The sequence below is a fragment of the Coprococcus sp. HCN-4056 genome (genome assembly GCF_037892645.1).
Lineage (GTDB): Bacteria > Bacillota > Clostridia > Lachnospirales > Lachnospiraceae > Coprococcus > Coprococcus ammoniilyticus.
Genome location: NZ_JBBKBL010000001.1, coordinates 425,420 through 451,161 on the forward strand (window position 1 = coordinate 425,420; position 25,742 = coordinate 451,161).

The 25,742-nt window shown below is 42.5% G+C and carries 27 protein-coding genes and 1 pseudogene; 24 read left to right on the forward strand and 4 right to left on the reverse strand.

Annotation, left to right across the window (positions count from 1 at the left end; all coding sequences use genetic code 11):
- The first annotated feature begins 172 nt into the window (after nt 1-172).
- The 3 genes from udp to WKT03_RS01775 all read left to right on the forward strand — a co-directional run bounded on the left by udp (nt 173) and on the right by WKT03_RS01775 (nt 2,411).
- Nucleotides 173-949 (forward strand): uridine phosphorylase, encoded by a 777-nt coding sequence (udp, locus tag WKT03_RS01765; protein WP_117784744.1) that lies wholly within the window; start codon nt 173-175, stop codon nt 947-949.
- 141 nt (nt 950-1,090) lie between these two features.
- Nucleotides 1,091-1,342, forward strand: coding sequence for an acyl carrier protein (locus WKT03_RS01770; RefSeq protein WP_008400537.1), 252 nt, complete (start codon nt 1,091-1,093; stop codon nt 1,340-1,342).
- 22 nt (nt 1,343-1,364) lie between these two features.
- A complete protein-coding gene (locus WKT03_RS01775; RefSeq protein WP_117784647.1) occupies nt 1,365-2,411 on the forward strand; it encodes a hypothetical protein in 1,047 nt (348 codons plus the stop codon).
- A 544-nt stretch (nt 2,412-2,955) separates the two neighbouring features.
- On the opposite strand, the gene WKT03_RS01780 is transcribed toward WKT03_RS01775, so the two are convergent.
- From WKT03_RS01780 to WKT03_RS01790, 3 genes are read right to left on the reverse strand one after another with little or no spacing between them, the layout of a single operon-like run.
- Complete coding sequence (locus WKT03_RS01780) at nt 2,956-3,918, reverse strand: hypothetical protein (protein ID WP_117784648.1); 963 nt, start codon at nt 3,916-3,918, stop codon at nt 2,956-2,958.
- Nucleotides 3,915-4,142, reverse strand: coding sequence for a helix-turn-helix domain-containing protein (locus tag WKT03_RS01785; RefSeq protein ID WP_008400533.1), 228 nt, complete (start codon nt 4,140-4,142; stop codon nt 3,915-3,917). Before WKT03_RS01785 ends, WKT03_RS01780 begins: the two co-directional genes overlap by 4 nt.
- 14 nt (nt 4,143-4,156) lie before the next feature.
- Nucleotides 4,157-5,065: a DUF2975 domain-containing protein gene (locus WKT03_RS01790; RefSeq protein ID WP_117784649.1), complete on the reverse strand. Its 909-nt coding sequence runs from the start codon at nt 5,063-5,065 to the stop codon at nt 4,157-4,159.
- A gap of 278 nt (nt 5,066-5,343) precedes the next feature.
- Here WKT03_RS01790 and fliB point away from each other — a divergent pair, with 278 nt between their 5' ends.
- The 4 genes from fliB (at nt 5,344) to WKT03_RS01810 (ending at nt 8,366) form a co-directional block, all read left to right on the forward strand.
- Nucleotides 5,344-6,426 (forward strand): flagellin lysine-N-methylase, encoded by a 1,083-nt coding sequence (gene fliB / locus WKT03_RS01795; RefSeq protein WP_340390830.1) that lies wholly within the window; start codon nt 5,344-5,346, stop codon nt 6,424-6,426.
- A gap of 89 nt (nt 6,427-6,515) precedes the next feature.
- Nucleotides 6,516-7,082 (forward strand): LOG family protein, encoded by a 567-nt coding sequence (locus tag WKT03_RS01800; RefSeq protein ID WP_021944453.1) that lies wholly within the window; start codon nt 6,516-6,518, stop codon nt 7,080-7,082.
- Nucleotides 7,083-7,105: 23 nt separating this feature from the next.
- Nucleotides 7,106-7,846, forward strand: a complete 741-nt coding sequence (locus WKT03_RS01805) for a DNA alkylation repair protein (protein ID WP_118675550.1) — start codon at nt 7,106-7,108, stop codon at nt 7,844-7,846.
- A gap of 46 nt (nt 7,847-7,892) precedes the next feature.
- Nucleotides 7,893-8,366 (forward strand): LURP-one-related/scramblase family protein, encoded by a 474-nt coding sequence (locus tag WKT03_RS01810; RefSeq protein ID WP_118675551.1) that lies wholly within the window; start codon nt 7,893-7,895, stop codon nt 8,364-8,366.
- On the opposite strand, the gene WKT03_RS01815 is transcribed toward WKT03_RS01810, so the two are convergent.
- Nucleotides 8,363-8,899: a TetR/AcrR family transcriptional regulator gene (locus WKT03_RS01815; RefSeq protein ID WP_008400525.1), complete on the reverse strand. Its 537-nt coding sequence runs from the start codon at nt 8,897-8,899 to the stop codon at nt 8,363-8,365. The two genes, WKT03_RS01810 and WKT03_RS01815, sit on opposite strands and share 4 nt — an antisense overlap.
- Nucleotides 8,900-9,042: 143 nt before the next feature.
- Between WKT03_RS01815 and glgB the strand changes: the two genes are divergently transcribed.
- The 17 genes and pseudogenes from glgB (at nt 9,043) to WKT03_RS01900 (ending at nt 25,504) form a co-directional block, all read left to right on the forward strand.
- Nucleotides 9,043-10,941 carry a 1,4-alpha-glucan branching protein GlgB gene (glgB, locus tag WKT03_RS01820; protein WP_278286955.1) on the forward strand — a complete coding sequence of 633 codons (1,899 nt, stop codon included), beginning with the start codon at nt 9,043-9,045 and terminating at the stop codon, nt 10,939-10,941.
- Nucleotides 10,942-10,958: 17 nt separating this feature from the next.
- Nucleotides 10,959-12,845, forward strand: a complete 1,887-nt coding sequence (locus WKT03_RS01825) for an aminopeptidase P family protein (protein ID WP_340390831.1) — start codon at nt 10,959-10,961, stop codon at nt 12,843-12,845.
- Nucleotides 12,846-12,867: 22 nt separating this feature from the next.
- Nucleotides 12,868-14,454 carry a hypothetical protein gene (locus WKT03_RS01830; protein ID WP_340390832.1) on the forward strand — a complete coding sequence of 529 codons (1,587 nt, stop codon included), beginning with the start codon at nt 12,868-12,870 and terminating at the stop codon, nt 14,452-14,454.
- On the forward strand, nt 14,442-14,654 hold the full coding sequence (locus tag WKT03_RS01835) for a hypothetical protein (RefSeq protein ID WP_021944447.1): 213 nt from the start codon (nt 14,442-14,444) through the stop codon (nt 14,652-14,654). The genes WKT03_RS01830 and WKT03_RS01835 overlap by 13 nt, the downstream gene beginning before the upstream one ends.
- 661 nt (nt 14,655-15,315) lie before the next feature.
- Complete coding sequence (gene thrH, locus WKT03_RS01840; protein WP_021944446.1) at nt 15,316-15,918, forward strand: bifunctional phosphoserine phosphatase/homoserine phosphotransferase ThrH; 603 nt, start codon at nt 15,316-15,318, stop codon at nt 15,916-15,918.
- Between the two features lie 123 nt (nt 15,919-16,041).
- Nucleotides 16,042-16,575 carry an N-acetylmuramoyl-L-alanine amidase family protein gene (locus tag WKT03_RS01845; RefSeq protein WP_021944445.1) on the forward strand — a complete coding sequence of 178 codons (534 nt, stop codon included), beginning with the start codon at nt 16,042-16,044 and terminating at the stop codon, nt 16,573-16,575.
- 138 nt (nt 16,576-16,713) lie between these two features.
- Nucleotides 16,714-17,613, forward strand: a complete 900-nt coding sequence (locus tag WKT03_RS01850) for a hypothetical protein (protein ID WP_008400514.1) — start codon at nt 16,714-16,716, stop codon at nt 17,611-17,613.
- A 270-nt stretch (nt 17,614-17,883) separates the two neighbouring features.
- Entirely contained in the window at nt 17,884-18,357 is a 474-nt protein-coding gene (locus WKT03_RS01855) for an HAD domain-containing protein (RefSeq protein WP_044944682.1), read from the forward strand.
- A 50-nt stretch (nt 18,358-18,407) separates the two neighbouring features.
- Nucleotides 18,408-19,091 (forward strand): annotated as a pseudogene (locus tag WKT03_RS01860) (F0F1 ATP synthase subunit A); the annotation flags it as partial.
- Nucleotides 19,092-19,127: 36 nt separating this feature from the next.
- Nucleotides 19,128-19,352, forward strand: a complete 225-nt coding sequence (gene atpE / locus WKT03_RS01865) for an ATP synthase F0 subunit C (RefSeq protein ID WP_008400511.1) — start codon at nt 19,128-19,130, stop codon at nt 19,350-19,352.
- Nucleotides 19,353-19,454: 102 nt separating this feature from the next.
- Nucleotides 19,455-19,958 carry a F0F1 ATP synthase subunit B gene (gene atpF, locus WKT03_RS01870; RefSeq protein WP_008400510.1) on the forward strand — a complete coding sequence of 168 codons (504 nt, stop codon included), beginning with the start codon at nt 19,455-19,457 and terminating at the stop codon, nt 19,956-19,958.
- A complete protein-coding gene (atpH, locus tag WKT03_RS01875) occupies nt 19,939-20,448 on the forward strand; it encodes an ATP synthase F1 subunit delta (RefSeq protein WP_021944441.1) in 510 nt (169 codons plus the stop codon). Before atpF ends, atpH begins: the two co-directional genes overlap by 20 nt.
- A gap of 6 nt (nt 20,449-20,454) precedes the next feature.
- Nucleotides 20,455-21,963: a F0F1 ATP synthase subunit alpha gene (gene atpA / locus WKT03_RS01880; protein WP_008400508.1), complete on the forward strand. Its 1,509-nt coding sequence runs from the start codon at nt 20,455-20,457 to the stop codon at nt 21,961-21,963.
- Nucleotides 21,964-22,848, forward strand: a complete 885-nt coding sequence (gene atpG / locus WKT03_RS01885; protein WP_021944440.1) for an ATP synthase F1 subunit gamma — start codon at nt 21,964-21,966, stop codon at nt 22,846-22,848.
- Nucleotides 22,849-22,861: 13 nt separating this feature from the next.
- Nucleotides 22,862-24,250 carry a F0F1 ATP synthase subunit beta gene (atpD, locus tag WKT03_RS01890; protein WP_044944676.1) on the forward strand — a complete coding sequence of 463 codons (1,389 nt, stop codon included), beginning with the start codon at nt 22,862-22,864 and terminating at the stop codon, nt 24,248-24,250.
- A 20-nt stretch (nt 24,251-24,270) separates the two neighbouring features.
- On the forward strand, nt 24,271-24,678 hold the full coding sequence (gene atpC, locus WKT03_RS01895) for an ATP synthase F1 subunit epsilon (RefSeq protein WP_117784657.1): 408 nt from the start codon (nt 24,271-24,273) through the stop codon (nt 24,676-24,678).
- 100 nt (nt 24,679-24,778) lie between these two features.
- A complete protein-coding gene (locus tag WKT03_RS01900) occupies nt 24,779-25,504 on the forward strand; it encodes a lysophospholipid acyltransferase family protein (RefSeq protein WP_118675556.1) in 726 nt (241 codons plus the stop codon).
- Nucleotides 25,505-25,742 lie beyond the last annotated feature (238 nt).

Here is a 25,742-nt window from a genome sequence, read left to right on the forward strand (position 1 = left end):
TTACAAATTGCTATGAAAAATTTGTACAAAATAGGAGAAATTGGTGATTTTGGTGTATATTTTCGGTATAATACAGGTAAATAGCAGTTGATATGTATCTGCTTTTGTACAAATAGCTGTAAAAAAACAGGGATTGACCGGAACAAAAGCAGACAGAAACGGAGGTGGCAGTATGATCTATCAGGAAGAATCAGGACGGGAATATCACATAAAGACAGGGAAGAACGAAATCGGAAAATATGTAATCCTGCCGGGGGATCCGAAGCGGTCAGCGAAGATCGCAGCTTATCTGGATGATGCAAAGCTGGTTGCGGACAACCGGGAATTCGTGACATATACCGGATATCTGGAGGGCGAGAAGGTCAGTGTAACATCGACCGGTATCGGCGGACCATCAGCAGCGATTGCATTGGAGGAACTGGTGCATTGTGGCGCAGATACATTTATAAGGGTTGGAACCTGTGGCGCGATGCAGTTAGATATCATGGGAGGGGATATCGTGGTGGCAACCGGTGCTGTCCGGATGGAGGGTACATCAAAGGAATATGCTCCGATTGAATATCCGGCGGTTGCAAGCTATCCGGTTATTCAGGCACTGACAAAAGCCTGCGAGACGACGGGAGTTCGATACCATACCGGAATTGTTCAGAGCAAGGATTCCTTCTATGGACAGCATGAGCCGGGAACCAAGCCGGTGTCCTATGAACTAGAAGCCAAATGGGAGGCATGGAAGCGGATGGGCTGTCTGGCATCCGAGATGGAGTCAGCGGCGTTATTTATCGTAGGTGCTTATCTGGGTGTGAAGGTCGGAGCCTGTTATCTGGTGGTTGGAAATCAGGAGCGGAAGGCAGCAGGGCTTGAAAATCCACTGGCATACGATACGGACATGGCAGTAAAGACCGCAGTTGAGGCAGCCCGGCAGATGATTCTGGATGCAAGGAAAGAATAAAAGCTATTAATATAGTAAGAAGTTATTGAAAAAAAGTGTTAAAACATATACAATGTTAATAACAGTATTTGGTAAATATTAACAAAAAGAACCTGACGATATAATATGTCGGGTTCTAAAATATCAGATAGGAGGTCAGTAATGGACAGAAAGGATTTGGAAGCAAAGGTTTTACAGGCTGTAGCTTGTGTTATGCCGGAGATCGACATCAGCAAGCTTGACATGACAGCCGAGTTGACAAAAGAATATGGGGTTAATTCTGTATCAATTATTCAGTTGATCGTAGAGCTTGAAAATGATTTCAATATTGAATTTCAGGATTCAGAACTTGCATTGGGCTTGTATTATGATATGAATGATGTGGTTGCCGCTGTTGCAGCCAAGTTGAACTAGAGAAGATAAGGGAGGTATAATCATGAGCAATAAAAAGATATTGCCAGTCAGCTACCCGATGATTACATCATGGCAGTGGCATGCAACATTATTCTCAATTCTGGGGGATGACGAAAAGGCTAAGAACTGGATCTTCAGCAATTACATCCAGCTTAGATGTTATAATATTGAGGAGATTTTCACAGGAGATGAGATGCTTCTGGCAGATATGATGCCGGGAAGCAGTTCTTTGAAGGAGTGTCCATATCTTCTGTTCTCACTGATGACAAAAGAGCAGGTAGAGAGCTACTGTGGAGATATCATTAACTTTATTATTAAAACGATCGACCTGAACGGATATGTCTATGGTGTATTTGACGAGGCAAAGATCCTGTGCGATTCCGGTGCAGATTACAAATTCCCACATGAGTTATTTATTTTTGGCTATGATAAGGATAAGGAAGAATTCCATGTTGGTGATTTCACATTTGGTGAGCATTATTCTTATTCAACTGTATCTTTTGAGGATGTTAAGCGGGGTTACGATATCATAACAGCATCAGAAGATCATATGTTTAAGGATGATTATAAAGGCAGACGTGGTTTATATGTGATCCAGAAGAATACCGCTGAGATGTATTATGATCTGGATGTGGCATATATCAAGGATACATTGGTTGAATATCTGGACGCAAAGGATTCCAAGAATCATTTCCGTATGATGAGAAATCGTTTCTCAGATACAGTATTCGGTGTAGATGTATACGATGCAGTATATAAGCAGATCGAAAAGCAGCTTTCAGGAGATGAGCCTGATTTTGATATCCGTGCGCTTCACCTGTTATACGATCATAAAGTTCTGATGAATGAACGTCTGAAGTATATGATGGCAAAAGGTGTGCTGGCTTATGATAATGAGATTCTTGACGAGTACATGGAGGTTGTCAACAATATGCTGACAGCAAGAAACCTTCTGATCAAGACATCCATCACAGGAAATGTGAACTGCCTTGATCGTTTTGAGAAGTATATCATGACCGCAAAGACCAAAGAGATTGAAGTCCTCAACAAGGTTGTCGAGAGACTCTAAAGTAGCAGACGAAAACACCACGGTGTATGGTCAAGTGACGAATTCGGGCCGGGCTTATATCTATTATTACGCAAAACATATACGAAGGTCTTTGAACTAAAAAAGAAAGAGTGACATTACCTATTATTACGCAAGTCGTTTGCACTCTATTCCAACGCAGCGGTACTAAGTTCCTCGCCTACGGCGACTCACTAAGAACCGGCGTTGGAACAGGCTTGCTTCATAATAGTAATGTTACTCTTCCTTTTAGTTCAAAGTTCTAATATCATGTTAGTTTTACATGATAACAGGTATAAGCCCGGTCCGAGTTCTGTTTCTTGAAATGTATATACCGTGGTGTTTTCTGTTTGTGGAAGAACCAAAGCCAGAAAAATATAGTCGGCTGTCCGGCAACAGATATTTTCATGAAGCAAGCCTGTTCGAATGTCGGTTCTTAGCGATCCACGGAAGTGGGAGCTTAGTACCGCTACATGAGAATAGAGCGAGAGCGTCTTGCGGAATGAAAAGTATCTGTGCCGGACAGCCGACTATATTTTTCGTCCGGTTACTTTACAATATGGATCTCTGAAGGCTGATAGTAAAAGCTGTCAGTTGCGATATAGCGGTTGCGGTAGTCAGGATCTGTGGTTTCTGCGTCATCATCTGTATGGGTAAGGACGTCGTAGGAAACAATGCCTTTGGTGGACACTTCTTTTATGAGCAGATAGTAAGCACCTTTTAAGGATATCGGTTCATCGGTGAGGGTGGCTGCTTTTTGTGTGTCGCTCCAAAGTATGGTATTGTCATCGGACATACCATAGAAGGTGTAGCTGTCTACAGGATCTGAAATGGATCGTACCGTAAGGGAGATCGTATTCGTTGTAGTGGCATTGGAATCGATGCCTGATTCTGTGTAGCTTTCAGAGAAGGTTTGAGTCGTTGATTCGCCTTCGTTCATGATTGAAACAGGAGAGCCGGGTGTTATAAAGAGATCACCATTTTCTTTCTGATAGATTAGATTCAGATAGATATAATAAAGATCTGAATCTGTGGAATAATCTGTTTTGTCCGGATCAACATAGAGAGTGCCGGAAAGGGATAAGGAAGCTTCTGTGGTACCATCAGGCGGATATATATAATTGCTTTGACCGATTAGTGTATGGGATGAAGACTCATAGGAGGTAGTGCCCGTTCCATCGGAACCGGAAATGTTTATAGATGGTTCAGCCATCATATCGGAACGGAACGAATAATAGAAATCTCCTTCTTCTTCGGATACATCAACTTTAATTGCGGCAAGATAGCAGCCGGAGATATCGGGATTATCCGGTTTGAAAGTATCTGTTTTCTGATCATATGTGCAGGAAATCGGTTCTTCCTGATCATCCAGAGGTGTTGCTGTACAATAGATGCCAACCAGATGCTTGGTAACTGCAGATGGGGTATTTTCTTTCTTTGCAAGCTGACAGCCGGAAAGGACAGTCAGACCTAAAATGGTCAGTATACTTATAGATAAAAATTTCTTCATGCTTCTTCCTCCTCATCAAGATTTCCGTCAAATGACAGAATATCGCCTACATCACAGTGCAGGTAGTAACATATTTTATTGATGGTTGTAAATCGGACACCTTTTGCTTTTCCGCTTCGCAAAATGGAAAGATTTGCTTCGGTTATGCCGATCTTTTTGCATAATTCTTTAGAAGTCATATTATTTTCTTTTAAGACTTTTTCCAGATTGATCTTAATTGCCATATGAAACCTCCGTGTTAAATGAATGCTTCATTTTCTTCTTCCAGCGTGTGTGCTGTCTCGAATTTCTTTGCAAGGATAAATGCCGTTACGGTCAGAAGTATCTCTATAATAGGAAGAGATACGGTAAAGGTCGTATCTGAAAGTGACGGAAGCATAAGAAGCTGCAGGATGTTTCGAACAACTTCAAGTACTGCCGTAATGCAGAGAACTCTTATACACAGATGGGAGAGTGCCCCTGCATCCTGGATCGTCTGATCGGTGAAATGATTGTCTTTCAGAGAACGACACAGCCGGAAGGATGCGATCAATACCCAGATGAATAACAGGGATGGCACCAGGTCGCAGAGGAGTAACGGAATGCGGTCAGACTGAAATGATCTCATGCTGCCATTATCAAGCATAACAGCACCATCTTCTGATGATATGATCCGGGAATACAGGTCAGGACCTGTTTGATTTGCAGAAGCCCATAGTTTTGGAAGCTTTATGAAACAGATATTAATGATTGATATGATCATTACAAGAATGATGAAAACCTGTGCGATCTTTGCCAGATTGATCTCATTTGCATACCGGATTATGGCAAGAACCCGGAGAATGATGTAACAGATAAAGATGGACCACAGGGTTGTCGATATTGCCAGATTGATCATAGGTATCGAATAACGAAAATAGGGGGTCATAAGCCCCGGATTTATCATCAGGTAAATGCCGATAAAGAGGGCAGCAGAGCATACGAGTAACAGATAGTCTGCACGGATCTTCTTTTTCCTCAGACAAAGAAGCAGAAATGCGATTGCCGGGAGACAGCAGATAATGATATAAAGTATGATCGCGATACAGTTACCGGAGTTTCCGGATAATGAAAGCTTTCGAAGCCATACTGCGATCCATTCAAACGGAGTTGTAAAAATCTGATTCATGGTTATATCCTTTCTGATAGCTGATTTTATCTAAAAATTATCGAAAAACAATAATTACAGTTTCAAAATATCATTAAAATTATCGTTTGTCAATAATTTCTATGGATTGCGAGCTTGATTCATTTATGCAGGTCTAATATAATAGAAATTGCCGTGTTCAGATTTCGTATCATTTGATTGAAGGATAAAATGATCGTTGGCATTTCGGTACCGGCATAAGGGAACATGGGAGAGCAATATTCTCAGTGACGATATATAAATGTTTGTGAGGCAGAGATATGATTTATTCTTATCCGGATTATTATAAAAAGTTTAGATGTATAGCGGACAAATGCCCGGACACCTGCTGTTCTGACTGGCAGATCGTGATCGATGATGAATCATTGGAAAAATATCGGAATTACGCAGGAGAATACAGGCAGACACTTCACCGGAATATACAGTGGGAAGAAGGCGTATTCGGACATAACCGGAAGGGCAAATGTGCATTTTTGCGGGATGATGGACTGTGCGACATGTATAAGCATATGGGAAAAGACAGCCTATGCACGACCTGTCGGGAATATCCAAGACATACGGAAGAATTTGAAAATATAAGAGAGATTTCATTATCGCTTTCCTGCCCGGAGGTGGCAAGGATATTGATGCAGAAGACAGAACCGGTAACATTTGTCTGTGAAGAAGACGATGAGGAAGAAGTATTTGAGGATTATGATTATTTCCTGTTTTCCAATCTTGAGGATATCCGGGAGGAGATTTTGAAGATTACCCAGAACCGGGAAGAAAGTCTGAAAGCAAGGATCAGAAAGGTATTGCAGATCGGTGCTTCCGCACAGAGACATTATGAAGAAGGGGATCTGATCGACTGGGATGAATGTGAGGATACAGATAAAGTCTGCGTGAAAGATGAATATGAACTGTTCCGGAAGCATATGAGATTCCTGTCAGAGGAGCTGGAGCTGTTATATCAGGACTGGGATGATATGCTGGTGGAATCCGAAGTGCTTTTGTTTGATCTGGGGGAAGCCGGTTTCACAGCGAATAAGAAACGATTTCTGTCATGGTGGGGAAACAGCAGCTTGCCTTCACTTGAGATCGTGCTGGAGCAGATCGTTGTTTATTTTATCTCGATCTATTTGTTAGGTGCGGTCTATGATGGGAATATTCTTGGTAAAATAGATTCCGCGGTGGGACATGTGACAGTAATCTTCCTGCTGCTTCTCGCCAGATGGATAAAGTGCAGTGAGAAGTTAGAGATGGCTGATCTGATCGAACTGGTGTACCGGTATTCCAGAGAGATCGAACATTCGGATGAGAATCTCGACCGGGTGGAAGAACTGGACTGGTTTATAAGAATATAATTTGAATTTCAGTGAACTCTATAGCATACTATAGGATAAGGTCGCTCGCAGAACGATGAACAGTGATAAAAGGAAAATGGAGTAGCAGTATGAATATATGTATATTTGGTGCATCCAGCAATGACATTGATCAGGCATACATGGATGCGGTTTTTAATCTTGGAAAGAAGCTGGCAGAGAGAGGACACACATTAGTATTTGGTGCGGGTGCAAGAGGACTTATGGGGGCTGCCGCCAGAGGAGCAAGTGCCGGAAACGGTGAGATCGTTGGCGTTGCACCGACATTTTTTAATGTGGATGGTATCATCTATGACAAATGTACAGAGCTGATCCGGACAGAGACGATGCGTGAGCGGAAACAGATCATGGAGGATCGGAGTGATGCGTTTATCATGGTGCCGGGTGGAATCGGAACATTTGAGGAATTTTTTGAGGTGCTGACTTTAAAGCAGCTTGGACGACATGGCAAGGCGATCATTGTCTATAACCAGGATGGATTCTTTAATTCCCTGTTTCAGATGATGGATGAATGTGTCGAGAAGGGTTTTATGAATCATGTAACAAACGAGATCTATCAGGTGATGACAGATACAGATGAGATCCTTTCTTATCTGGATGGCTATACACCGGAGGTTGGCAAGGTGTTTAAATTTTAAACGATATAGGTGCAGGAGGAAAAATGGGAGATACGAATGAATATACAGTTCACGATCTGGTACGGGATGAGTTGTATAAAAATATGGATGTTGAATATGGAAAATTTACAGCGAGTCTGTCACCGGGAGCAGGAAATATCATCGGCGTTCGGATTCCGGTACTGCGCAAAATGGCGAAAGAGATCGCGTCTGTAAACTGGAAGGAGTATCTGGATGGCGCAAGGGATGATACCTTTGAAGAAGTCATGCTACAGGGCATCGTGCTTGGCTATGCCAGAGGAAAGATCAACGACATTCTCACATACATGGGACGGTTCATACCAAAGATCGATGACTGGTCGATCTGCGATACCTGCTGTAATACCTTTAAGATCGCAAACCAGTATCAGCAGGAAGTGTGGGATTTCCTGATGCCATATCTGGACGAGCAGGGAGTAATCGATGGCAAGCCTGCTAACGAGAGAAATCGTGAGTTTGAACTGCGGTTTGTAGCGGTTATGATGTTAAATTATTATCTGAATGATGCCTATATTGATAAGGTGTTATATGCATACGATCATATGAAGAATGATGGCTATTATCTGAAAATGGGTGTTGCATGGGGACTTGCAGAAGCCTATGTAAAATGTCCGGAGCCGACGAAGGCATTTTTAAAAAATAACCATCTGGATGATTTCACATTTAACAAAGCAATCCAGAAGATGCAGGAATCCTTCCGTATCACACCGGAGGAAAAAGCTGCACTCAAGGCAATGAAGCGATGATAATGATAATATAAGTAAATATGGCGAAATGAACGGAGGTGGCAGTATGAGAATGTATTTTAAACAGAGATTGTTTTCGTGGTTTGACAGTTATGATATTTATAATGAACAGGGAAATCCGATATATGTGGTAAAGGGACAGATATCCTGGGGACATTGTCTGAAGATTTTCGATCCATATGGGAATGAAGCCGGTACAGTAAAGGAGCAGATATTCACATTTCTTCCAAAATTTGAGATCTATCAGGGAAATCAATATCTGGGATGCATTAAGAAAGAGTTTTCCTTTCTTAAGCCCCGATATGATATTGATTATAATGGATGGCATATTGATGGAAGCTTTATGGAATGGGATTACAAGATCACAGATGCTGCAGGTGGTATGGTTGCATCCATATCAAAGGAACTGTTTCATATGACAGATCAATATGTGATCGATGTATATGATCCACAAAATCCACTTATTGCACTTATGTTTGTTCTGGCCATTGATGCAGAGAAATGTTCGAGGAATGATTAGGAATGGTCGGCAATCCTTCCGATGGTATCGGCAAGAATCTCGATCACCTGCTCGGTATCTTCTTCCTTATATTTTAAGAAGGTATGTACGCTTCCTTGAATCAGCAGAGAAATTGTGATATTTTTCTCCAGATTGTCTTTGAATTCCGGATGCGTGATAAAGATCAGTTCCTTAATGCGGGCTTCCAGTTTGTTGGTGAGCACGCCGCAGCTTCTGTCATCATCCGGGAAAAGAATGTTGAACAGATGTCCCTGTGTGATAAATGCGGTACAGAGCAGTCTGGCTGCGGCAGCCGGATCTGTGATGATAAGATCCGGATTTGGAATGTCTGCAACCAGTGACGTGATCGCGTCATTTTCCAGATATTCCGACAGATCGTAGATATCTTTAAAATGAAGATAAAATGTCTGTTTGCTGATATTTGCTTTCTGGGTCAGCTCCCGGATCGTAATCTTTTCGAGCGGTTTTGCCGCACGTAATTCTATAAAAGCACTGAAAATGCTGTTCTTGGTTTTCTGTATTCTTAAATCCATTGCAATCTCCTGATTTACTATTTGTTGACTATGGTCAATAAATTGACGTTATTCAATTATTGGCTATGGTGTCAGTTTTTGTAATCTCATATAATAAACATGTCTATTTTAATCTATAAATTTACTATAGTCAATAAAGAATCATCTGTACAAATACAAAGGAGAATGACATGGATATTTACGAATTTTATTCCGGAAGAAGCTTTGATGCATATAGAGAACTGGGGGCGCATGTGAAGAAAGAGGTCACAGGAAAGAAGACGGTTGTCAGTGGTGTGGAATTTGTCACATATGCACCGAATGCTCTGGGGGTAAATGTGATCGGTGAATTCAACGACTGGAACGAGACGGTCATGGAACGCTGTTATGACGGCAGCTTTTTCAAGGTATTTGTGCCGGAAGCAAGACCGGGCATGATGTACAAATATAAGATCTATCACAGAGACGGCAGCAGCATGGAGCATTGTGATCCGTATGGCTTCGGCATGGAGCTGCGTCCGGCATTTGCATCCATTATCCGGGATATGGATACTTATCGTTTCCATGATGCCAAATGGATGAAGAACCGTAGTGTATGTCAGGGAAGTCCACTTAACATCTATGAAGTTCATCTGGGTTCCTGGCGCACAAAACCGGTCTTTGATGAACAGGGAAATCCGCTGACACCGGAGGAGATCGCAGAGAGCAACCGGGTAGCGGAGAGCTGGTATACCTATAAGGAGATCGCTCCGATGCTTGCGGAATATGTGAAAGAGCAGGGATATAATTATGTAGAGTTCATGCCGCTCTCCGAGCATCCGTCCGATCAGTCCTGGGGCTATCAGAATACCGGATTTTTCAGTCCGACATCCAGATATGGAACAGCAGATGACCTGAAGGAAATGATTGATATTCTGCATCAGCATAATATTGGCACAATTCTTGATTTTGTTCCGGTTCATTTCGCACTTGATGGCTATGGACTTGCCAGATATGATGGCACGGCATTGTATGAATATCCAAGCAATGATGTGGGATACAGTGAGTGGGGAAGCATGAACTTCATTCATTCCAAAGGAGAAGTGCGGAGCTTCTTACAGTCTGCGGCGAATTACTGGCTGTCAGAGTATCATTTTGACGGACTTCGTATGGATGCGATCAGCCGTATCATCTACTGGATGGGCGATGAGAGCCGTGGTGTAAATGACCGGGCGGTTGATTTTATCCGGAATATGAATCAGGGGTTAAAGGATCGTCATCCTTCGATCATCCTGTGTGCCGAAGACTCGACAGACTTTAAGGGTACAACGAAGGAAACAAAATATGGTGGACTGGGCTTTGATTACAAATGGGATATGGGCTGGATGAATGATACACTGAATTTCTTCCGTACACTTCCATTTGTCCGCGGCGAGCATTATCATGACCTGACATTCTCGATGATGTATAACTATAATGAACGGTATCTGCTTCCTTTGTCACACGATGAGGTTGTACATGGAAAGGCAACGATCATTCAGAAGATGGCGGGTATGTATGAAGAAAAGTTCCCGCAGGCAAAGGCATTATATGCTTATATGTATGCGCATCCGGGCAAGAAGCTGAACTTTATGGGAAATGAGATCGGACAGTTCCGCGAGTGGGATGAGAAGCGCGAGCAGGACTGGGATCTTTTGAAATATCCGAACCATGATTCTTTCCACCAGTATATGAAAGCACTGAATAAGATTTATATGAAAGAGCCGGCATTATCTGCATGGGATGATGATCCGAATGGATTTGCATGGATCCTTTGCGGTAAGGAAAAGGATGTTGTCTATATCTTTCAGCGTGAAGTAAATGAAGATAAGGTGATCGTTGTATTAAACCTGTCGGGACTTGTATATAAAAATTATCACTTTAATTATGGAAATGGTGATACAATGAAGGTACTGATCAACAGCGACTGGAATAAATTTGGCGGAAGCACAAAAGATACAGAGAAAACGATTAAGGGTGTAAATGGAGATTTTGGATTTGACCTTCCGGCATTTTCCGGAATTTACCTGAAACCGGTCGATTAGAACATGAGAAGGTGAATATGATGACGACAATAGAGAAGCTGGCAGAGCTGCGTGAGAAAATGAAGGAAACAGGTGTAGATGCTTATGTAATTACTACGGATGACTTTCATGCATCCGAATATGTTGGAGCATATTTCAGGGAAAGAGAATATATGTCCGGGTTTACAGGATCTGCCGGAACACTGGTTGTGCTCCCTGATACGGCGGCATTGTTTACAGATGGGCGGTATTTCATTCAGGCGGAAGCACAGCTTGCAGGCAGTACGATCGAACTGATGAAGAGTGGACAGCCGGGCGTTCCAACGATCGAAGAATATTTGTATGACCATCTGGAACCGGAAAAGGTTGTAGGCTTTGATGGAAGAACCGTCAGCTTGGATTTTGCTGATAGGATGCTTGGCAAACTGGGCGATAAAAAGGTCACTTTAAATGGTGAACTGGATTTGGTCGATGAACTCTGGGCGGACAGACCGGAGCTGTCACATGAGCCGGTATTTGAATTACCATTTTCATACACAGGCGAAACCCGTGCGGATAAGCTTGCGCGTGTCAGAGCGTCAATAAGATCCGCAGGTGCGGATGCCCGGGTGATCTCTGCGCTGGACGAGATCGCATGGCTTCTGAATCTGCGAGGAAATGATATAGACTGTAATCCGGTATTCCTGTCATATATGCTGATCGCAGATGAAGACTGTCGTTTATATATCAATGATGCGATCTTAAACGATGAAATCACCAGAGGACTTGCCGTTGATGGGATCACACTTCATCCGTATAATGAGATCTATACGGATCTCAGGAGGTTGCCGGAGGTCATTCAAACACATAAAAAGGCAGAGCAGGTAACGATATTGCTGGATGGTTGTCAGGCCAATTACAGATTGAGAAGCTGTATACCGGAGACTGTATCCGTAGTCGATGAACCGTCTGCTATTCAGTTGATGAAGGCACAGAAGAATTCTGTAGAGTGCGAAAATGAACGGAATGCGCATATCAAGGATGGAGTTGCTGTAACGAAATTTATCTACTGGCTTAAGCATCATATCGGAACAGAAACGATCACAGAGCTTTCGGCAGCAGAGAAGCTGGAGTCTTTTCGAAAAGAGCAAAAGGGGTATATCGAGCCGAGCTTTGATACGATATCTGCATATGGTCCACATGGCGCGATCGTACATTATGAACCGACAGAGGAGACAAATGTCGAATTAAAACCGGAGAGCTTTTTATTAGTAGATAGTGGTGGCCATTACATGGAGGGAACGACTGATATCACCAGAACGATTACGCTCGGAACTCTGACAGAGGAAGAGAAATGGGCATATACACTGGTGCTGATCGGACATTTGAATCTGGCAGCAGCGAGATTTAAACATGGAACGCGTGGTGAGAATCTCGATTATCTGGCGCGTGAACCACTGTGGCGGTATGACCTGGATTTCAATCATGGTACCGGTCATGGAGTCGGATATCTGTTAAATGTACACGAAGGACCAAACAGGATCCACTTCCGAATCATGGAAGAACGCAGACCGACAGCAGTATTCGAAGAAGGAATGATCACATCAGATGAACCGGGTTTATATATAGAAGGAAGGTTTGGCATCCGTCATGAGAATCTGGTTCTTTGTAAGAAAGCAGGAAAACCGGCAGGCAAGCTTCCGGAGGTATTCTTGAAAGAAACGGAAGCAAATGGAACATTTCTGGAATTTGAAACTCTGACTTGGGTTCCGTTTGATACAGAAGCTTTGATACCGGAACTGATGACAGATCGTGAGCTCCAACGATTGAATGAATATCACAAGAATGTGTATGAGAAGATCGCTCCACATCTGACGGAGGAAGAACGCATATGGCTGGAGCAGGCAACGAGTCCAGTATCGAAAAAATATCATAATATAATTTGATGAATTTCAAGGGGAGAAACATATGATCTATAAGTGTGAGGCATGTGGGGGTGCGCTGGTATATGATCCGGATCTCGGAAAAATGAAATGTACACAATGTGGTCAAACAAGTGAACGCAGATTCCATATGAAGTTAAAGGAAGTAGATCCGGATACAGAGGAAAAAGAAGACGGAAAACGATCATTTGATAATCTGTGGTTTGGTCTTGATAAAGATCAGAAGTGGCATGGAGAGAAGGAAATCCAGATCAATCCTGACTGGAATGCGGATCTGTTGGCATTTGAGATGCGGAATAACAGACCGGAAGATATATCGGCTGCATCAAAACAGACGGAAGCAGAAGATATATCAGAAAAATCAGAACAGCAGGCACAAGACACTGCTTATACAGGTGACCGGAGAGAGATGCAGGGAGAACGACTGATGTCGGTTCAGATATTCCGCTGTACTTCCTGCGGAGCACAGATTATGATCCATGGAAATGAGCGGGCAACTTTTTGTTCGTTTTGTGGACAGCCGACGGTTATATTTGACCGTGAATCGAAGGAAGTATGGCCGGATTATATCATTCCATTTTCCATAACGGAACAGCAGGCAGTGGATGCGATCAAAGAGAAATTCGGTACAGGCAGATATGTGCCAAGAGAGATCAAGCATCCGAAGGTTGACAAGATCCGTGGAATCTATATTCCATATTGGCTGTATACAGTATATATGCGGAAAAAAGCAAATCTGCATCTGGTAACGAGTAATGAAGCTGAGAAGAAAGAACCGGAAAATATCTTTAATGCCGGAATGAACAGAAACCAATCCTTTTATACGATGCTGCAGTCATCGAAGAAGATGGGATTGTATCCGGGATCATTTCAGAATCAGAAATATGATGCGGAAACGAGAAGTGTCTCTGTAGGTATAAATGAGAAGACAGATATGTTTGCAGATGCATATGGAAATTTTGAACAGGTTACCTTTGATGCATCCAGAAAATTAGATGATCGGCTATCCAGTCGTCTGGAACCATATCATATGGAAGCATTAAAGCCATTTGATCCATCGTATCTGTCCGGATTCTATGCAGATCGGTATGATGTGCCGTCCAGAGAGGCTGCGCCGGACATCCATCAGAGGATAAGTGATGCTATGGATAAAGCAATGATAGAAGATACAGGAACGACTTACATTGAGAAGAGCATTGAACAGTACAGTGTGGATAAGATTGAGTATGCGCTCCTGCCCGCATGGTTCATGACCTTCTGGTATAGGCATGAGCTTTATACGATATTGGTCAATGGACAGACCGGAAAGGTTGTTGGCAATATTCCGGTGAATAAAAGGAGTTTTATTTCGGATGCGGTGATGACCGGAGTTGTATGCTGCACGATCGGAGCGGTTGTATTTTATGAAATCAATCAGGGCATTGCAAAAGGGTATGGCTTTTTCCATGAATATGGAGGGTCGATCATTGTATTCCTTTTTATGCTGGCGGCGGGACTTTTTACCAGAAATCTCAGTAAATACAACAGGTATAAGCACGACAAAGAACGACTTGCATCTTCAACAACGACTGATTATGTAAAAGAAAGGCAGGATAAGACATGGATTCGATAAATATTTTACTTACAGGATTTAAATTGTTACCGATCATACAGGGCATTGTCTGTGGCGGACTGTTTGCGGCAGGTCTGTTGCTGTCGTGGATGCTTCGCTCCAATCTCCATGGCGAGATGGAAACAGAGAAGGAATTTGCCAGACAGCACAAAATCTCCTACTACCAGATCGACCAGGGCCACAAGATTTTATTCTTCTGATCCATCTTCGATACATATGGCTGACGTCAGGGCTACACCGGGCATTGCAATAACGAGTTCCGGGTTTCTATTCGGTTCGCACGCTTATTTGTCAGCAGTCGCCCAAACTCGTCCTTACGGACTCAGACAAGGGCTTTGTGCTGACAGCTAGTGCAAACCTCATAACGAAATCCTCACAATGTTATTGCAATGCCCGGCGCAGCCCTGACGTCAGCCATATGTATCTTATAACGATAACGGAGCAAAGCTTTTGATATAGGAAGGATTCTCTGTGCAACATTTCTGATATATAGACATCACCTTGTATCTGTAGCAGATACAAGGCAGAGGGAGAGAAATGTACATAAGTGGAAAGAATAGCTGGGGTGGGTTGTAGATGGGCTATCCGTATTTATATAAAAGATATATAGTGGAGTTTCCGTAGGGAGCTACATATTGCCAGCGAATGCGGGTGCATGTCTGAGCCCGTAGGGCGAGTTTGCACAGAAGCATGAGCGAATTAGGCATATGTAGTTCACAGGGAACGAAACGGATCTTTTATATAAATACGGATAGCCCATTCATAACCCACCCCAGCTATTCTGTTAGCCCAAGGGTATTGCAGAATGGCAGGTGGTATATTATAATGAAGCGAGAATGTAGATAACAGGAGGAACCCGAAATGGACATTGTATGTTTGGATTTGGAAGGTGTATTAGTACCGGAGATTTGGATCGCATTTGCAGAGGCAAGCGGTATCCCGGAGTTAAAGAGAACAACAAGAGATGAGCCGGATTACGATAAATTAATGAACTGGCGTCTTGGTATATTAAAAGAACATGGACTTGGCTTAAAAGAGATTCAGGAAACGATCGCAAAGATCGATCCGATTCCCGGTGCAAAGGAATTCTTAGATGAGCTTCGTTCTATGACACAGGTTATCATTATCAGTGATACATTTACACAGTTTGCAAGCCCGCTTATGAAGAAGCTTGGCTGGCCGACAATTTTCTGTAATTCATTAGAGGTAGCAGAAAGTGGAGAGATCACAGGCTTTAAGATGCGTTGTGAGAAATCCAAATACACAACCGTAAAAGCACTTCAGTCTATCGGTTATGATACAATCGCAAGTGGTGACAGCCACAACGATCTTGGAATGATCCGTGCAAGCAAGGCCGGATTCCTCTTTAAGAGTACCGATCAGATCAAAGCAGACAATCCTGATCTTCCGGCTTATGAGACATATGATGAGCTGCTTGCAGCCATCAAGAAAGTGCTGGCTTAAGATCAATCCTTTCATATAAAAATGTATGCAGTATGTGAGACAGGCATACTGAAGTCGTGAAAATTAAGTACATATAACAGAGAACCTGCATATACTGTAGCAAACAGAGTATGCAGGTTTTTTATGGCTATAAAAATAATGATCGATGCCGGACATGGTGGATTTGACAATGGGGCATCTTATAATGGAAGAACGGAGAAGAATGACAACCTGAATTTGGCTTTGGCACTCGGTGATGCGTTGTCAGAGCTTGGTTATGACGTGGAATTTACGAGAACGACAGATGTCTATGATTCGCCGACAAGAAAAGCACAGATCGGAAATGAGAGCGGTGCGGATTATTTTATTTCCCTGCACAGGAATGCTGCACCGTATCCGAACAAATATAACGGAGTGGAAACCTTGGTTTATAATACATCAGGGATTGCATATGAAATGGCAGAAAATGTGGATGCAGAGCTTGCAAAGATCGGATTTGAGAATCTGGGAGTTGAGGAACGGAAGAATCTGGCTGTTCTGCGCCGGACAACGATGCCGGCAATTCTGATCGAGACCGGATTTATTGACAGTGATAAGGATAATTATCTGTTTGATTACCGGTTTGAAGATATCGTGAATGCGATCGCACTCGGAATTGATGAAACACTTCGTGGATAGATGTGTGAAAAACGCACAAAAGAATTTACAGTTAACGAGAAAAATTGTATAATTATAAAGACTGTTTTAGAAAACGACAATCCGATTGGAGAAGGTTATCTGATTGGAAAATACGATAGAAAAGTGGGGTAGAAAACAATGAAAAATACGTTCAGTAATTCAGGCATGTTGAACTGGCTTGGCTTCTTTGCAAATAAGATGGATGTCAGCCCGGAGAAGATAAAGATGCTTAATATCTGCGGCAGACAGAAAAATGTCGTGCCAACGATTGATACACATAAGCGGGTTCTGATCTATACTGATGCCAGTCATGAAGATCTCTTCTATACATTATGGGAAGCGGGATTTGGCGAATATGATATCTGGATCGGCGAAGGAACAGAGCCGGGAAGTGAACTTACAAATGCAAAGCTCAAGAATGTTATTAATAAGAAGATATCCGAACCGACGGTTATATTTATCGTAAACGAGAAGACCAGAGAATCCGTACGGTACGGTATGAAGAATGATTTGTTTACAAAGGGATCGGTTCATTATGTATGCAATGAGATCCGCGCGGTTATCATGAGTATTCTCGGTGTAGATACTCATGACACGATTCTTGCTCTGATGGCAGAGAGTATCGTTATCGAAGCTGCGATCACAGCGAGCGAAGGTCAGATCATTGCAGTAGAGCCGGACAGTGGTTCCAGAAGATCTATGGAGGAAAATGTTGAGAAGTTTGGAGTTCATAACGTGCAGATCATTCCGGATATGAGCGAAGAATCCTTAAGTAAGATTCCGGTACCAAGACTTGCATTTATCGTTGCGAATCATTATCTGGAATCTGATATTGAACGTCTGCTTGCGATCAATCCGCAGATGCAGTTTGTTATCTACACATTAGATCTTGGTATCCTTGCAGAGACCAAGCTGATTTTTGACAAATTCGGTATTCAGAATATGGAAGCGTTACAGATCAACGTATCCAAAACAAATAAAGAAAATGTATTTGTTGCTCAGCCGGCACCATGGATCATTACAGGTGGGGCTGAATAGAACATAGATATTCAGAAATAAAGCCCCATTCTCCGGTAAGAGTTTTCTTCTGTTTTATAGACAACGTAAAAAACAGAAGAAAGCCTGAAAAGGATGGGGCTATTTTACTTTACAGAGTAGAATTAGTTATGATTTTTTTATAAAAAGTTTAGAAATATATTTTTTATTAATAAATTAATAAAAGGTGAAAAATAAAAAATGGTGTGCTATAATACGTTGTTGTTTAAAGGACAACTGGAAGCACATGGAAGAATGCAGGAGGAAATTCAAATGAAAGCCATTTTTTTCGACATTGACGGTGTGTTAAATTCAAACAAATTCATCTGTAACAATCCGGGTGAAACCGTTGACAGAAAAAATGTAAAAAACCTTGCAGATGTTGTAAAGGCAACAGATGCGAAGCTGGTAGCGATCTTTAACTGGCGGAAAGAGGTTATGAAAGATCCGGTATGTGACGAGAGAGCACAGGAGCTGATCCTGAAGCTTAAGGAGGAAGGTCTCGTTATATCCGATGTAACTCCGCCGCAGGAACATATATCCGGCAAGTATGAGGATTATGGACGGTGCTTTGAGGTTAAGGACTATGTAGACCAACACGATGTGGACAGGCTGGTGATCTTAGATGACATGGATTCAGACTGGGACAGAGTTGGACTTGCTGATTACTGGATCAATACGGAGAATACAGTAAAAGGATTTTCCGAGAGTGATGCAAGAGAAGTAATAAATATCCTTAACAGTTAGTATGCCCTTTGAAAAAATTACATGAGAGGAAGTGAAGACCTACGGGTGACCTTGCAGAAAAGTTAACAGAGGAGCTGAATTGCGAGACTCTCTTTACCATTCCAATTTTTGGTGGAATCCCGATCTCGGAATCAATCGTGGTAACATGGATCATTATGGCGGTACTTGTTCTGTTGTCCGTTATACTTGTCCGGAATCTGAAAGTTGAAAATCCGGGAAAGAAACAGCTTGCTCTGGAGTCGATCATTACGACATTTAATAATCTGTTTAGTGACGTTTTGGGAGAAAAAGGTAAGGCATATATACCGTATCTGATCACTGTCATTTTGTATATCGGAATGGCAAATATCGCAGGTATATTTGGATTTAAACCACCAACCAAGGATCTGAACGTAACAGCAGCACTGGCGATCATGAGTATAGTCATGGTTCAGGTTGTCTGTATTAGAAGCAGGGGACCGAAAGGATGGCTTAAGAGCTTTGCAGAGCCGGTAGCAATAGTAGCACCTATAAATGTAATGGAGCTTGTAATAAAACCATTGTCGTTATGTATGCGATTGTTCGGCAATGTTTTAGGTGCATTTGTTGTAATGAAATTAATTGAGGCGGTAGCGCCTGCCATTGTGCCTATTCCGTTAAGCCTTTATTTTGATATCTTTGATGGCTTACTTCAGGCATTTGTATTCACATTCTTAACTGCACTCTACATGCAGGAAGGATTGGGAGAAGACTAAGATTAACATAAGGAAAATGAAAAGGAGATAATAATTATGAACACAGTAATCGCAATTGGAGCTGCTATAGCAGTATTAACAGGTATTGGTGCAGGTATCGGACTTGGAATCGCAACATCAAAGGCAGTAGAAGCAGTAGCAAGACAGCCGGAAGCAGACAGTAAGATCACAAAGCTTCTGATCATCGGTGGAGCACTTGCAGAGGCAACAGCCGTTTACGGTCTGGTAATTGGTCTTTTGATCATTCTTCTTCTGAAATAATATTTATAAGAATATGATGATTGCGGCACTATATCATAATAGATATGAAGGAATCGTAATTGTCGGATAACGAAAACAGACAGAAAGGCAGGAGGTCATTAAATGATAAATTTAAGTGTCTCGTCCATAGCCATAACCATAATTAATATTATAGTTTTGTTTCTTCTGTTAAAGAAATTCCTGATCGGTCCGATCAATAAGATCATGGCAGAACGTGAAGAGATGATCAAATCCTCGATCGCGAATGCCAATCAGACGAAGGATGATGCCATGAAACTGAAGCAGCAATATGAAGATACTCTCGCAGGTGTTCAGGATGAATGTGATACCATGCGGGATAAATCCAGACAGGCTGCACAGAATGAATATAACAGGATTGTGGCAGATGCAGGCGAGAAATCAAACCGTATGATCAAGGATGCGGAAAAAACTATAGAAGTACAGCGTGAAAAGGCTTTGAGCGATATGGAATCTCAGGTTGCAGAGCTTGCAATGTCGGCAGCGGCTAAGATTCTGGGTGAAGACTCAAATGACGCGAAAAATCAGTCACTATATGATGAGTTTATAGAAAAAGCAGGTGAGGCCCATGACACAGAAAGCAATTAATTATGCTGAAGTTTTGTGCGAGCTGAATATTGATGCGGCTGAGCTTTCAGATATGGAAGCAGTTGTCAGGGAGAATCCTGAATTACAGGAGGCACTTACGTGTCCGGTTGTCAGCAGAGAAAAAAAGTCAGAAGTTATCGATAAGATATTCGACGGTTCAAAGACTACGGTAAAATTCTTAAAGGTACTTTGCAACAATTCTGATTTTGATCAGTTCTTTGAGATATGCAGGGAATACAGAGTTCTTATAAAGAAGAAGGCAGATGTCCTTCTTGCAACCCTTTATTATGTGACACCTCCAACGGAGACACAGAAGAAGGGGATTGAAGATTTTCTGAAAAAGGAATATAAGACCTCAGATGTGGAACTGACATTGGAGAAGAAAGACAGTCTGATCGGCGGCTTTATTATTAAGGTCGGAAATAAGGAATATGACTGGAGTCTGGCAGGCAGATGTAAGCGGCTTACACAAAGATTGGTTACGAGGTGATAAGATTTGAGTTCAATAAGTTCAGGAGATATTATCTCCATACTGAAAAGTGAGATAGAGAATTTTGACTTCGACACCCGGGACAAAGAAGTAGGAACTGTCATCTGGGTAGGAGATGGAATAGTAACGATATATGGTATTGATAATGCCATGTATGGTGAGATTGTAGTATTTGAAAATGGTATCAAGGGTATGGTACAGGATATCAGAAGAACCGAGATCGGATGTATCCTGTTCGGAAAAGATACCGGAATAAAAGAAGGTACAAAGGTTACCAGAACAGGTAAGAGAGCCGGCGTACCGGTAGGTGAAGAATTCCTTGGAAGAATCATCAATGCATTGGGTGCACCAATTGATGGTAAGGGAGCGATCAAAGAGGCAGATTATATGCCGGTTGAGCAGGAAGCACCAAGTATCGCAGACAGACAGTCGGTCAATGAACCACTTCAGACCGGTATTCTGTCGATCGATTCCATGTTCCCAATCGGTAAAGGACAGCGTGAGCTGATCATCGGTGATCGTCAGACCGGTAAGACTTCGATCGCACTTGATACGATCATCAACCAGCGTGGAAAGGATGTTGTCTGCATCTATGTAGCGATCGGTCAGAAAGCATCCACCGTTGCAAAGATTGTTTCCACACTTGAGAAGAATGATGCAATGGACTATACGATCATTGTAGCATCAACAGCCAGTGATCCTGCACCGCTTCAGTATATAGCACCATATGCAGGAACATCGATGGCAGAATATTTTATGCATAAGGGAAAAGACGTGCTCATCGTATACGATGATCTGTCAAAGCATGCAGTAGCATACAGAACACTGTCCTTGTTACTTGGACGTTCCCCTGGACGTGAGGCATATCCCGGTGATGTATTCTATCTGCATTCCAGACTGCTTGAGCGTTCCAGTAAGTTAAAGGATTCATTAGGCGGTGGTTCGATCACAGCCCTTCCTATTATAGAGACACAGGCAGGTGATGTATCTGCATACATCCCAACAAATGTTATCTCCATCACGGATGGTCAGATCTTCCTTGAGAGTGATCTGTTCTTCTCAGGTATGCGTCCTGCGGTAAATGTAGGATTGTCCGTATCCCGTGTCGGTGGTGCAGCGCAGACCAAGGCTATGAAGAAAGCAACCGGTACCGTCCGTATCGATCTTGCACAGTTCCGTGAGATGGAAGTATTCACCCAGTTCAGTTCCGATCTGGATGAGAATACAAAGGAGCAGCTTACTTATGGTAAGGGACTGATGGAGCTGTTAAAGCAGCCGTTATGTCATCCGCTTAGTATGGCAGAGCAGGTTATTACACTGGTTGCAGCAACAAATAAGCTGTTCTTAAATGTAGATATCAAGAAAGTAAAGCAGACACAGATGGATATGCTTGCATATTTCAAGGATGCAGAACCGGATGTTATCAAAGAGATTGAAGAAGGAAAGGTTCTGACAGATGATCTGAAAGAGCATATTCTTGAAGCAGGAAAAGAGTTTATGAAGAGGGTGGAGTAATTGGCAAGTACCAAAGAAATCCAAAACAGAATAAAAAGCATTAAGGATACAATGAAGATCACAAATGCCATGTACATGATCTCTTCTTCCAAACTGAAAAAAGCGAAGAAGGATCTGGAGAATACGGAACCGTATTTCTATACTTTACAGGTTTCTCTGGCACGACTGTTACGACATCTTCCTGATATGGATCATCTTTATTTCGAAAATGAAGACGATGAAAAGAAGGAAAATCCGAAAAGAGGTTATATTGTAGTTACAGCCGATAAGGGCATGGCAGGTGCATATAACCATAATATCATTAAGATCGCAGAAGAAGAACTGGCAAATCACCCGGACAGCGAATTATACGTTGTCGGACAGGTGGGAAGACATTATTTTGCAAGGAAGAATGTGCCGGTTGATATCCATTTCCAGTATACAGCCCAGAACCCAAGTCTTCACAGAGCGAGGGTTATTGCGGATAAGATGCTGGAGAATTACGAAAGCGGTAAGATCGATGAAGTCTATATCATCTATACGAAGATGATAAACAGTGTAACGGCAGAGCCGGAGATGATCCAGCTTCTTCCGTTCAGAAAGATGGATTTCAAAATCTCGCAGGCGGATGTCTATCATGAGGAGATCATCATTGAACCTTCTCCGAGAGCGGTCATGGATCGAATTGTTCCGAATTATATTACAGGTTTCATATATGGAGCACTGGTTGAATCCTTCTGTAGTGAACAGAATTCCCGAATGATGGCAATGGATTCTGCAACCAGAAGTGCGAAAGATATGTTAGCTGATCTCAGTATTAAATACAACAGAGCCAGACAGGCTGCGATCACGCAGGAGATCACCGAGGTAGTTGGTGGTGCGAAGGCTCTGCAGAATAAGAAATAGGAGGTCTGATGTTTTGAAAAACGGTAAAATAGTACAGGTCATGGGACCTGTTGTAGACGTAGAATTTCCGGATAATGATTTACCAAACATCAAGGATGCTCTGGAAGTTGATAATCATGGAAAGAAATGCATAATGGAAGCTGCACAGCACATCGGAAATAATACCGTCAGATGCATCATGCTGGCAGCAAGCGAGGGCTTATCCAGAGATATGGAGGTTGTTCCGACAGGATCAGGAATCAAGGTTCCGGTTGGTACAGATACCCTTGGCAGATTATTTAATGTAACCGGTGACACTCTGGACGGTGGACCGAATCTGGCAGATACAGAGCACTGGGTCATCCACAGAGATCCTCCGTCATTTGAGGATCAGAGCCCTGTTGTTGAGATTCTCGAAACAGGTATCAAGGTTATCGATCTTCTTGCCCCATATGCCAAAGGTGGTAAGATCGGTCTGTTCGGTGGTGCCGGTGTAGGTAAGACCGTTCTGATCCAGGAGCTGATCCAGAATGTAGCAACAGAGCATGGCGGATATTCTATCTTCACCGGTGTCGGTGAGCGTTCCAGAGAGGGTAATGACCTCTGGACAGAGATGAAAGAGTCAGGGGTATTGTCCAAGACAGCCTTAGTGTTTGGACAGATGAACGAGCCACCTGGAGCAAGAATGCGTGTTGCGGAAACAGGACTTACGATGGCAGAATATTTCCGTGACGTAAATCATCAGGATGTGTTATTATTTATAGATAATATCTTTCGTTTTGTACAGGCAGGATCAGAGGTTTCTTCCCTGCTTGGACGTATGCCATCCGCAGTTGGTTATCAGCCAACTCTGGCAAATGAGCTTGGTGAGTTGCAGGAGCGAATCGCTTCTACAAAGTCAGGATCCGTTACATCCGTACAGGCAGTTTATGTGCCTGCCGATGACTTAACAGACCCGGCTCCGGCAACTACATTTGCGCATCTGGATGCGACAACCGTTCTTTCCAGAAAGATCGTAGAACAGGGTATCTATCCTGCTGTTGATCCTCTGGAATCCAATTCCCGTATTCTGGAGGTGGACGTTGTCGGTGAAGAACATTATAATGTAGCCAGAGGCGTACAGGAGATTCTTCAGAAATACAGAGAATTACAGGATATCATCGCAATTCTTGGTATGGAAGAATTATCAGAGGAAGATAAGATTACGGTTACAAGAGCACGTAAGGTGCAGAAGTTCTTATCACAGCCATTCCATGTAGCAGAGAACTTTACAGGTGTTCCGGGAAAATATGTACCTCTTAAAGAAACAGTAAAGGGCTTTAAGGCTATCTTAGACGGTGAGATGGATGAATATCCTGAGTGGGCATTCTTTAACGTAGGCGGAATCGAAGAAGTCAAAGAAAAAGCCGCAAAGGGACAGTAGGATAAAGGAGGCAGACAGACATGAATACATTTTACCTGAGAGTCATATCAAGTAATAAAGTATTTTTTGATGATAAGGTTACGAAGTTTGTATTGCCTTTGGAAGATGGTGAGATGGCAGTCCTTCCTCACCATGAGAATATGATCATTGCAACCAGTATCGGGGAGATCCGAATTGATACACCGGATGGAAAGAAGATCCTTGGTGTTGTCGGGGAAGGGTTTGCCCAGATCGTAAATAACCGTGTAACGATGCTGGTGGATTCTGCAGAGCATCCGGAGGATATCGACAGAGTCCGTGCTGAACAGGCACTTGAACGTGCGAAAGAGCGTTTGAGACAGAAGGAAAGTCTGAAAGAGTACAAACAGACAGAAGCATCTCTTTCCAGAGCGTTAATGCGATTAAAGGTAACGGGTAGAGATTTATAAATGGCCGGATCCGGTGCGGATCGCACCGGATCAAAAAAACAGTTGTTGGATATTGCAGTACTTTTGGACAGAGAGTTGTAAATTCAGGGGATTTAGGTAGATGGTTAGATTTTTTATAGTGATCATTTCCTGTTTTTTTCTGATTTTGTATTATGTTCCGAAGATGTCATATTATGCCAGACATGGTGAGAAATATGATGAGGAGACATGCTACAGAATGGCACAGGTTATGATCGAGCATGTAAAGAAAAGAGGGCGTATCGAGACGGTTGCATCCGGCATGGAGAATCTGCCGACGGAAGGCGGATATATCATGTTTGCAAATCATCAGGGCAAGTACGATGCACTTGGTGTTATAAGCGTACATGAAAAGCCATGCACATATGTAATGGATGCGAAGCGATCACATTTGTTTATCGTCACGCAGTTGTGTGAGCTGTTAAAGGCAAAGCGTCTGGATAAAACCGATCTCAGGCAGCAGGTTCAGGTAATTAATGACGTTGCGACAGAGATCAAAGCGGGAAGACGATATATTCTTTTCCCGGAAGGCGGATATGACCATAACCATAATTCTCTGAGAGGTTTCCTGCCGGGAAGCTTCAAGATCGCACAGAAGGCAAAATGCCCGATCGTGCCGGTTGTATTATATGATTCATTTAAACCATTCGAAGGAAAATCTTTCCGAAAGGTTATTACACAGCTTCATTTTCTGCCACCGATCCCATATGAGACATTTGCAGATATGAAGACCTATGAGATAAGAGATATGGTAGTTTCACTGATCCAGAACCAGCTCGACAAGATGGAGAGCCTGAATGACTGGTAGGAGATTGCCGAAGAAAAGAGAGATAGCAGTTATGTTATCTCTTTTTTTTCGTGGAAATCCAGACAGAGCAGAAATGTTGTATCTGAATTTTGGGGTTGGAGCATATACAAGTGTGGCATTTCCTTAGCAAAAATTTTAGAAATATATTGTCTGTTGAGATTTTAGATGGTAGAATAAATTTTGTCGATAATGAATATATTGTGTTATCGATGGGCTATCTGGCAGATGAGGCTGTCAG

What these genes read in the sequence shown, in the direction of transcription:
- WKT03_RS01780 (WP_117784648.1), bottom strand. Translation starts at nt 3,918, where the DNA reads ATGAAGAAATTTTTATCTATAAGTATACTGACCATTTTAGGTCTGACT.
- WKT03_RS01815 (WP_008400525.1), bottom strand. Translation starts at nt 8,899, where the DNA reads ATGGATTTAAGAATACAGAAAACCAAGAACAGCATTTTCAGTGCTTTT.
- WKT03_RS01805 (WP_118675550.1), top strand. Translation starts at nt 7,106, where the DNA reads ATGGGAGATACGAATGAATATACAGTTCACGATCTGGTACGGGATGAG.
- fliB (WP_340390830.1), top strand. Translation starts at nt 5,344, where the DNA reads ATGATTTATTCTTATCCGGATTATTATAAAAAGTTTAGATGTATAGCG.
- WKT03_RS01850 (WP_008400514.1), top strand. Translation starts at nt 16,714, where the DNA reads ATGAAAAATACGTTCAGTAATTCAGGCATGTTGAACTGGCTTGGCTTC.
- WKT03_RS01810 (WP_118675551.1), top strand. Translation starts at nt 7,893, where the DNA reads ATGAGAATGTATTTTAAACAGAGATTGTTTTCGTGGTTTGACAGTTAT.
- WKT03_RS01790 (WP_117784649.1), bottom strand. Translation starts at nt 5,065, where the DNA reads ATGAATCAGATTTTTACAACTCCGTTTGAATGGATCGCAGTATGGCTT.
- WKT03_RS01845 (WP_021944445.1), top strand. Translation starts at nt 16,042, where the DNA reads ATGGCTATAAAAATAATGATCGATGCCGGACATGGTGGATTTGACAAT.
- atpE (WP_008400511.1), top strand. Translation starts at nt 19,128, where the DNA reads ATGAACACAGTAATCGCAATTGGAGCTGCTATAGCAGTATTAACAGGT.
- WKT03_RS01775 (WP_117784647.1), top strand. Translation starts at nt 1,365, where the DNA reads ATGAGCAATAAAAAGATATTGCCAGTCAGCTACCCGATGATTACATCA.
- WKT03_RS01835 (WP_021944447.1), top strand. Translation starts at nt 14,442, where the DNA reads ATGGATTCGATAAATATTTTACTTACAGGATTTAAATTGTTACCGATC.
- WKT03_RS01830 (WP_340390832.1), top strand. Translation starts at nt 12,868, where the DNA reads ATGATCTATAAGTGTGAGGCATGTGGGGGTGCGCTGGTATATGATCCG.
- atpH (WP_021944441.1), top strand. Translation starts at nt 19,939, where the DNA reads ATGACACAGAAAGCAATTAATTATGCTGAAGTTTTGTGCGAGCTGAAT.
- WKT03_RS01900 (WP_118675556.1), top strand. Translation starts at nt 24,779, where the DNA reads ATGGTTAGATTTTTTATAGTGATCATTTCCTGTTTTTTTCTGATTTTG.
- atpC (WP_117784657.1), top strand. Translation starts at nt 24,271, where the DNA reads ATGAATACATTTTACCTGAGAGTCATATCAAGTAATAAAGTATTTTTT.
- thrH (WP_021944446.1), top strand. Translation starts at nt 15,316, where the DNA reads ATGGACATTGTATGTTTGGATTTGGAAGGTGTATTAGTACCGGAGATT.
- WKT03_RS01800 (WP_021944453.1), top strand. Translation starts at nt 6,516, where the DNA reads ATGAATATATGTATATTTGGTGCATCCAGCAATGACATTGATCAGGCA.
- WKT03_RS01855 (WP_044944682.1), top strand. Translation starts at nt 17,884, where the DNA reads ATGAAAGCCATTTTTTTCGACATTGACGGTGTGTTAAATTCAAACAAA.
- WKT03_RS01785 (WP_008400533.1), bottom strand. Translation starts at nt 4,142, where the DNA reads ATGGCAATTAAGATCAATCTGGAAAAAGTCTTAAAAGAAAATAATATG.
- atpF (WP_008400510.1), top strand. Translation starts at nt 19,455, where the DNA reads ATGATAAATTTAAGTGTCTCGTCCATAGCCATAACCATAATTAATATT.
- WKT03_RS01825 (WP_340390831.1), top strand. Translation starts at nt 10,959, where the DNA reads ATGATGACGACAATAGAGAAGCTGGCAGAGCTGCGTGAGAAAATGAAG.
- udp (WP_117784744.1), top strand. Translation starts at nt 173, where the DNA reads ATGATCTATCAGGAAGAATCAGGACGGGAATATCACATAAAGACAGGG.
- WKT03_RS01770 (WP_008400537.1), top strand. Translation starts at nt 1,091, where the DNA reads ATGGACAGAAAGGATTTGGAAGCAAAGGTTTTACAGGCTGTAGCTTGT.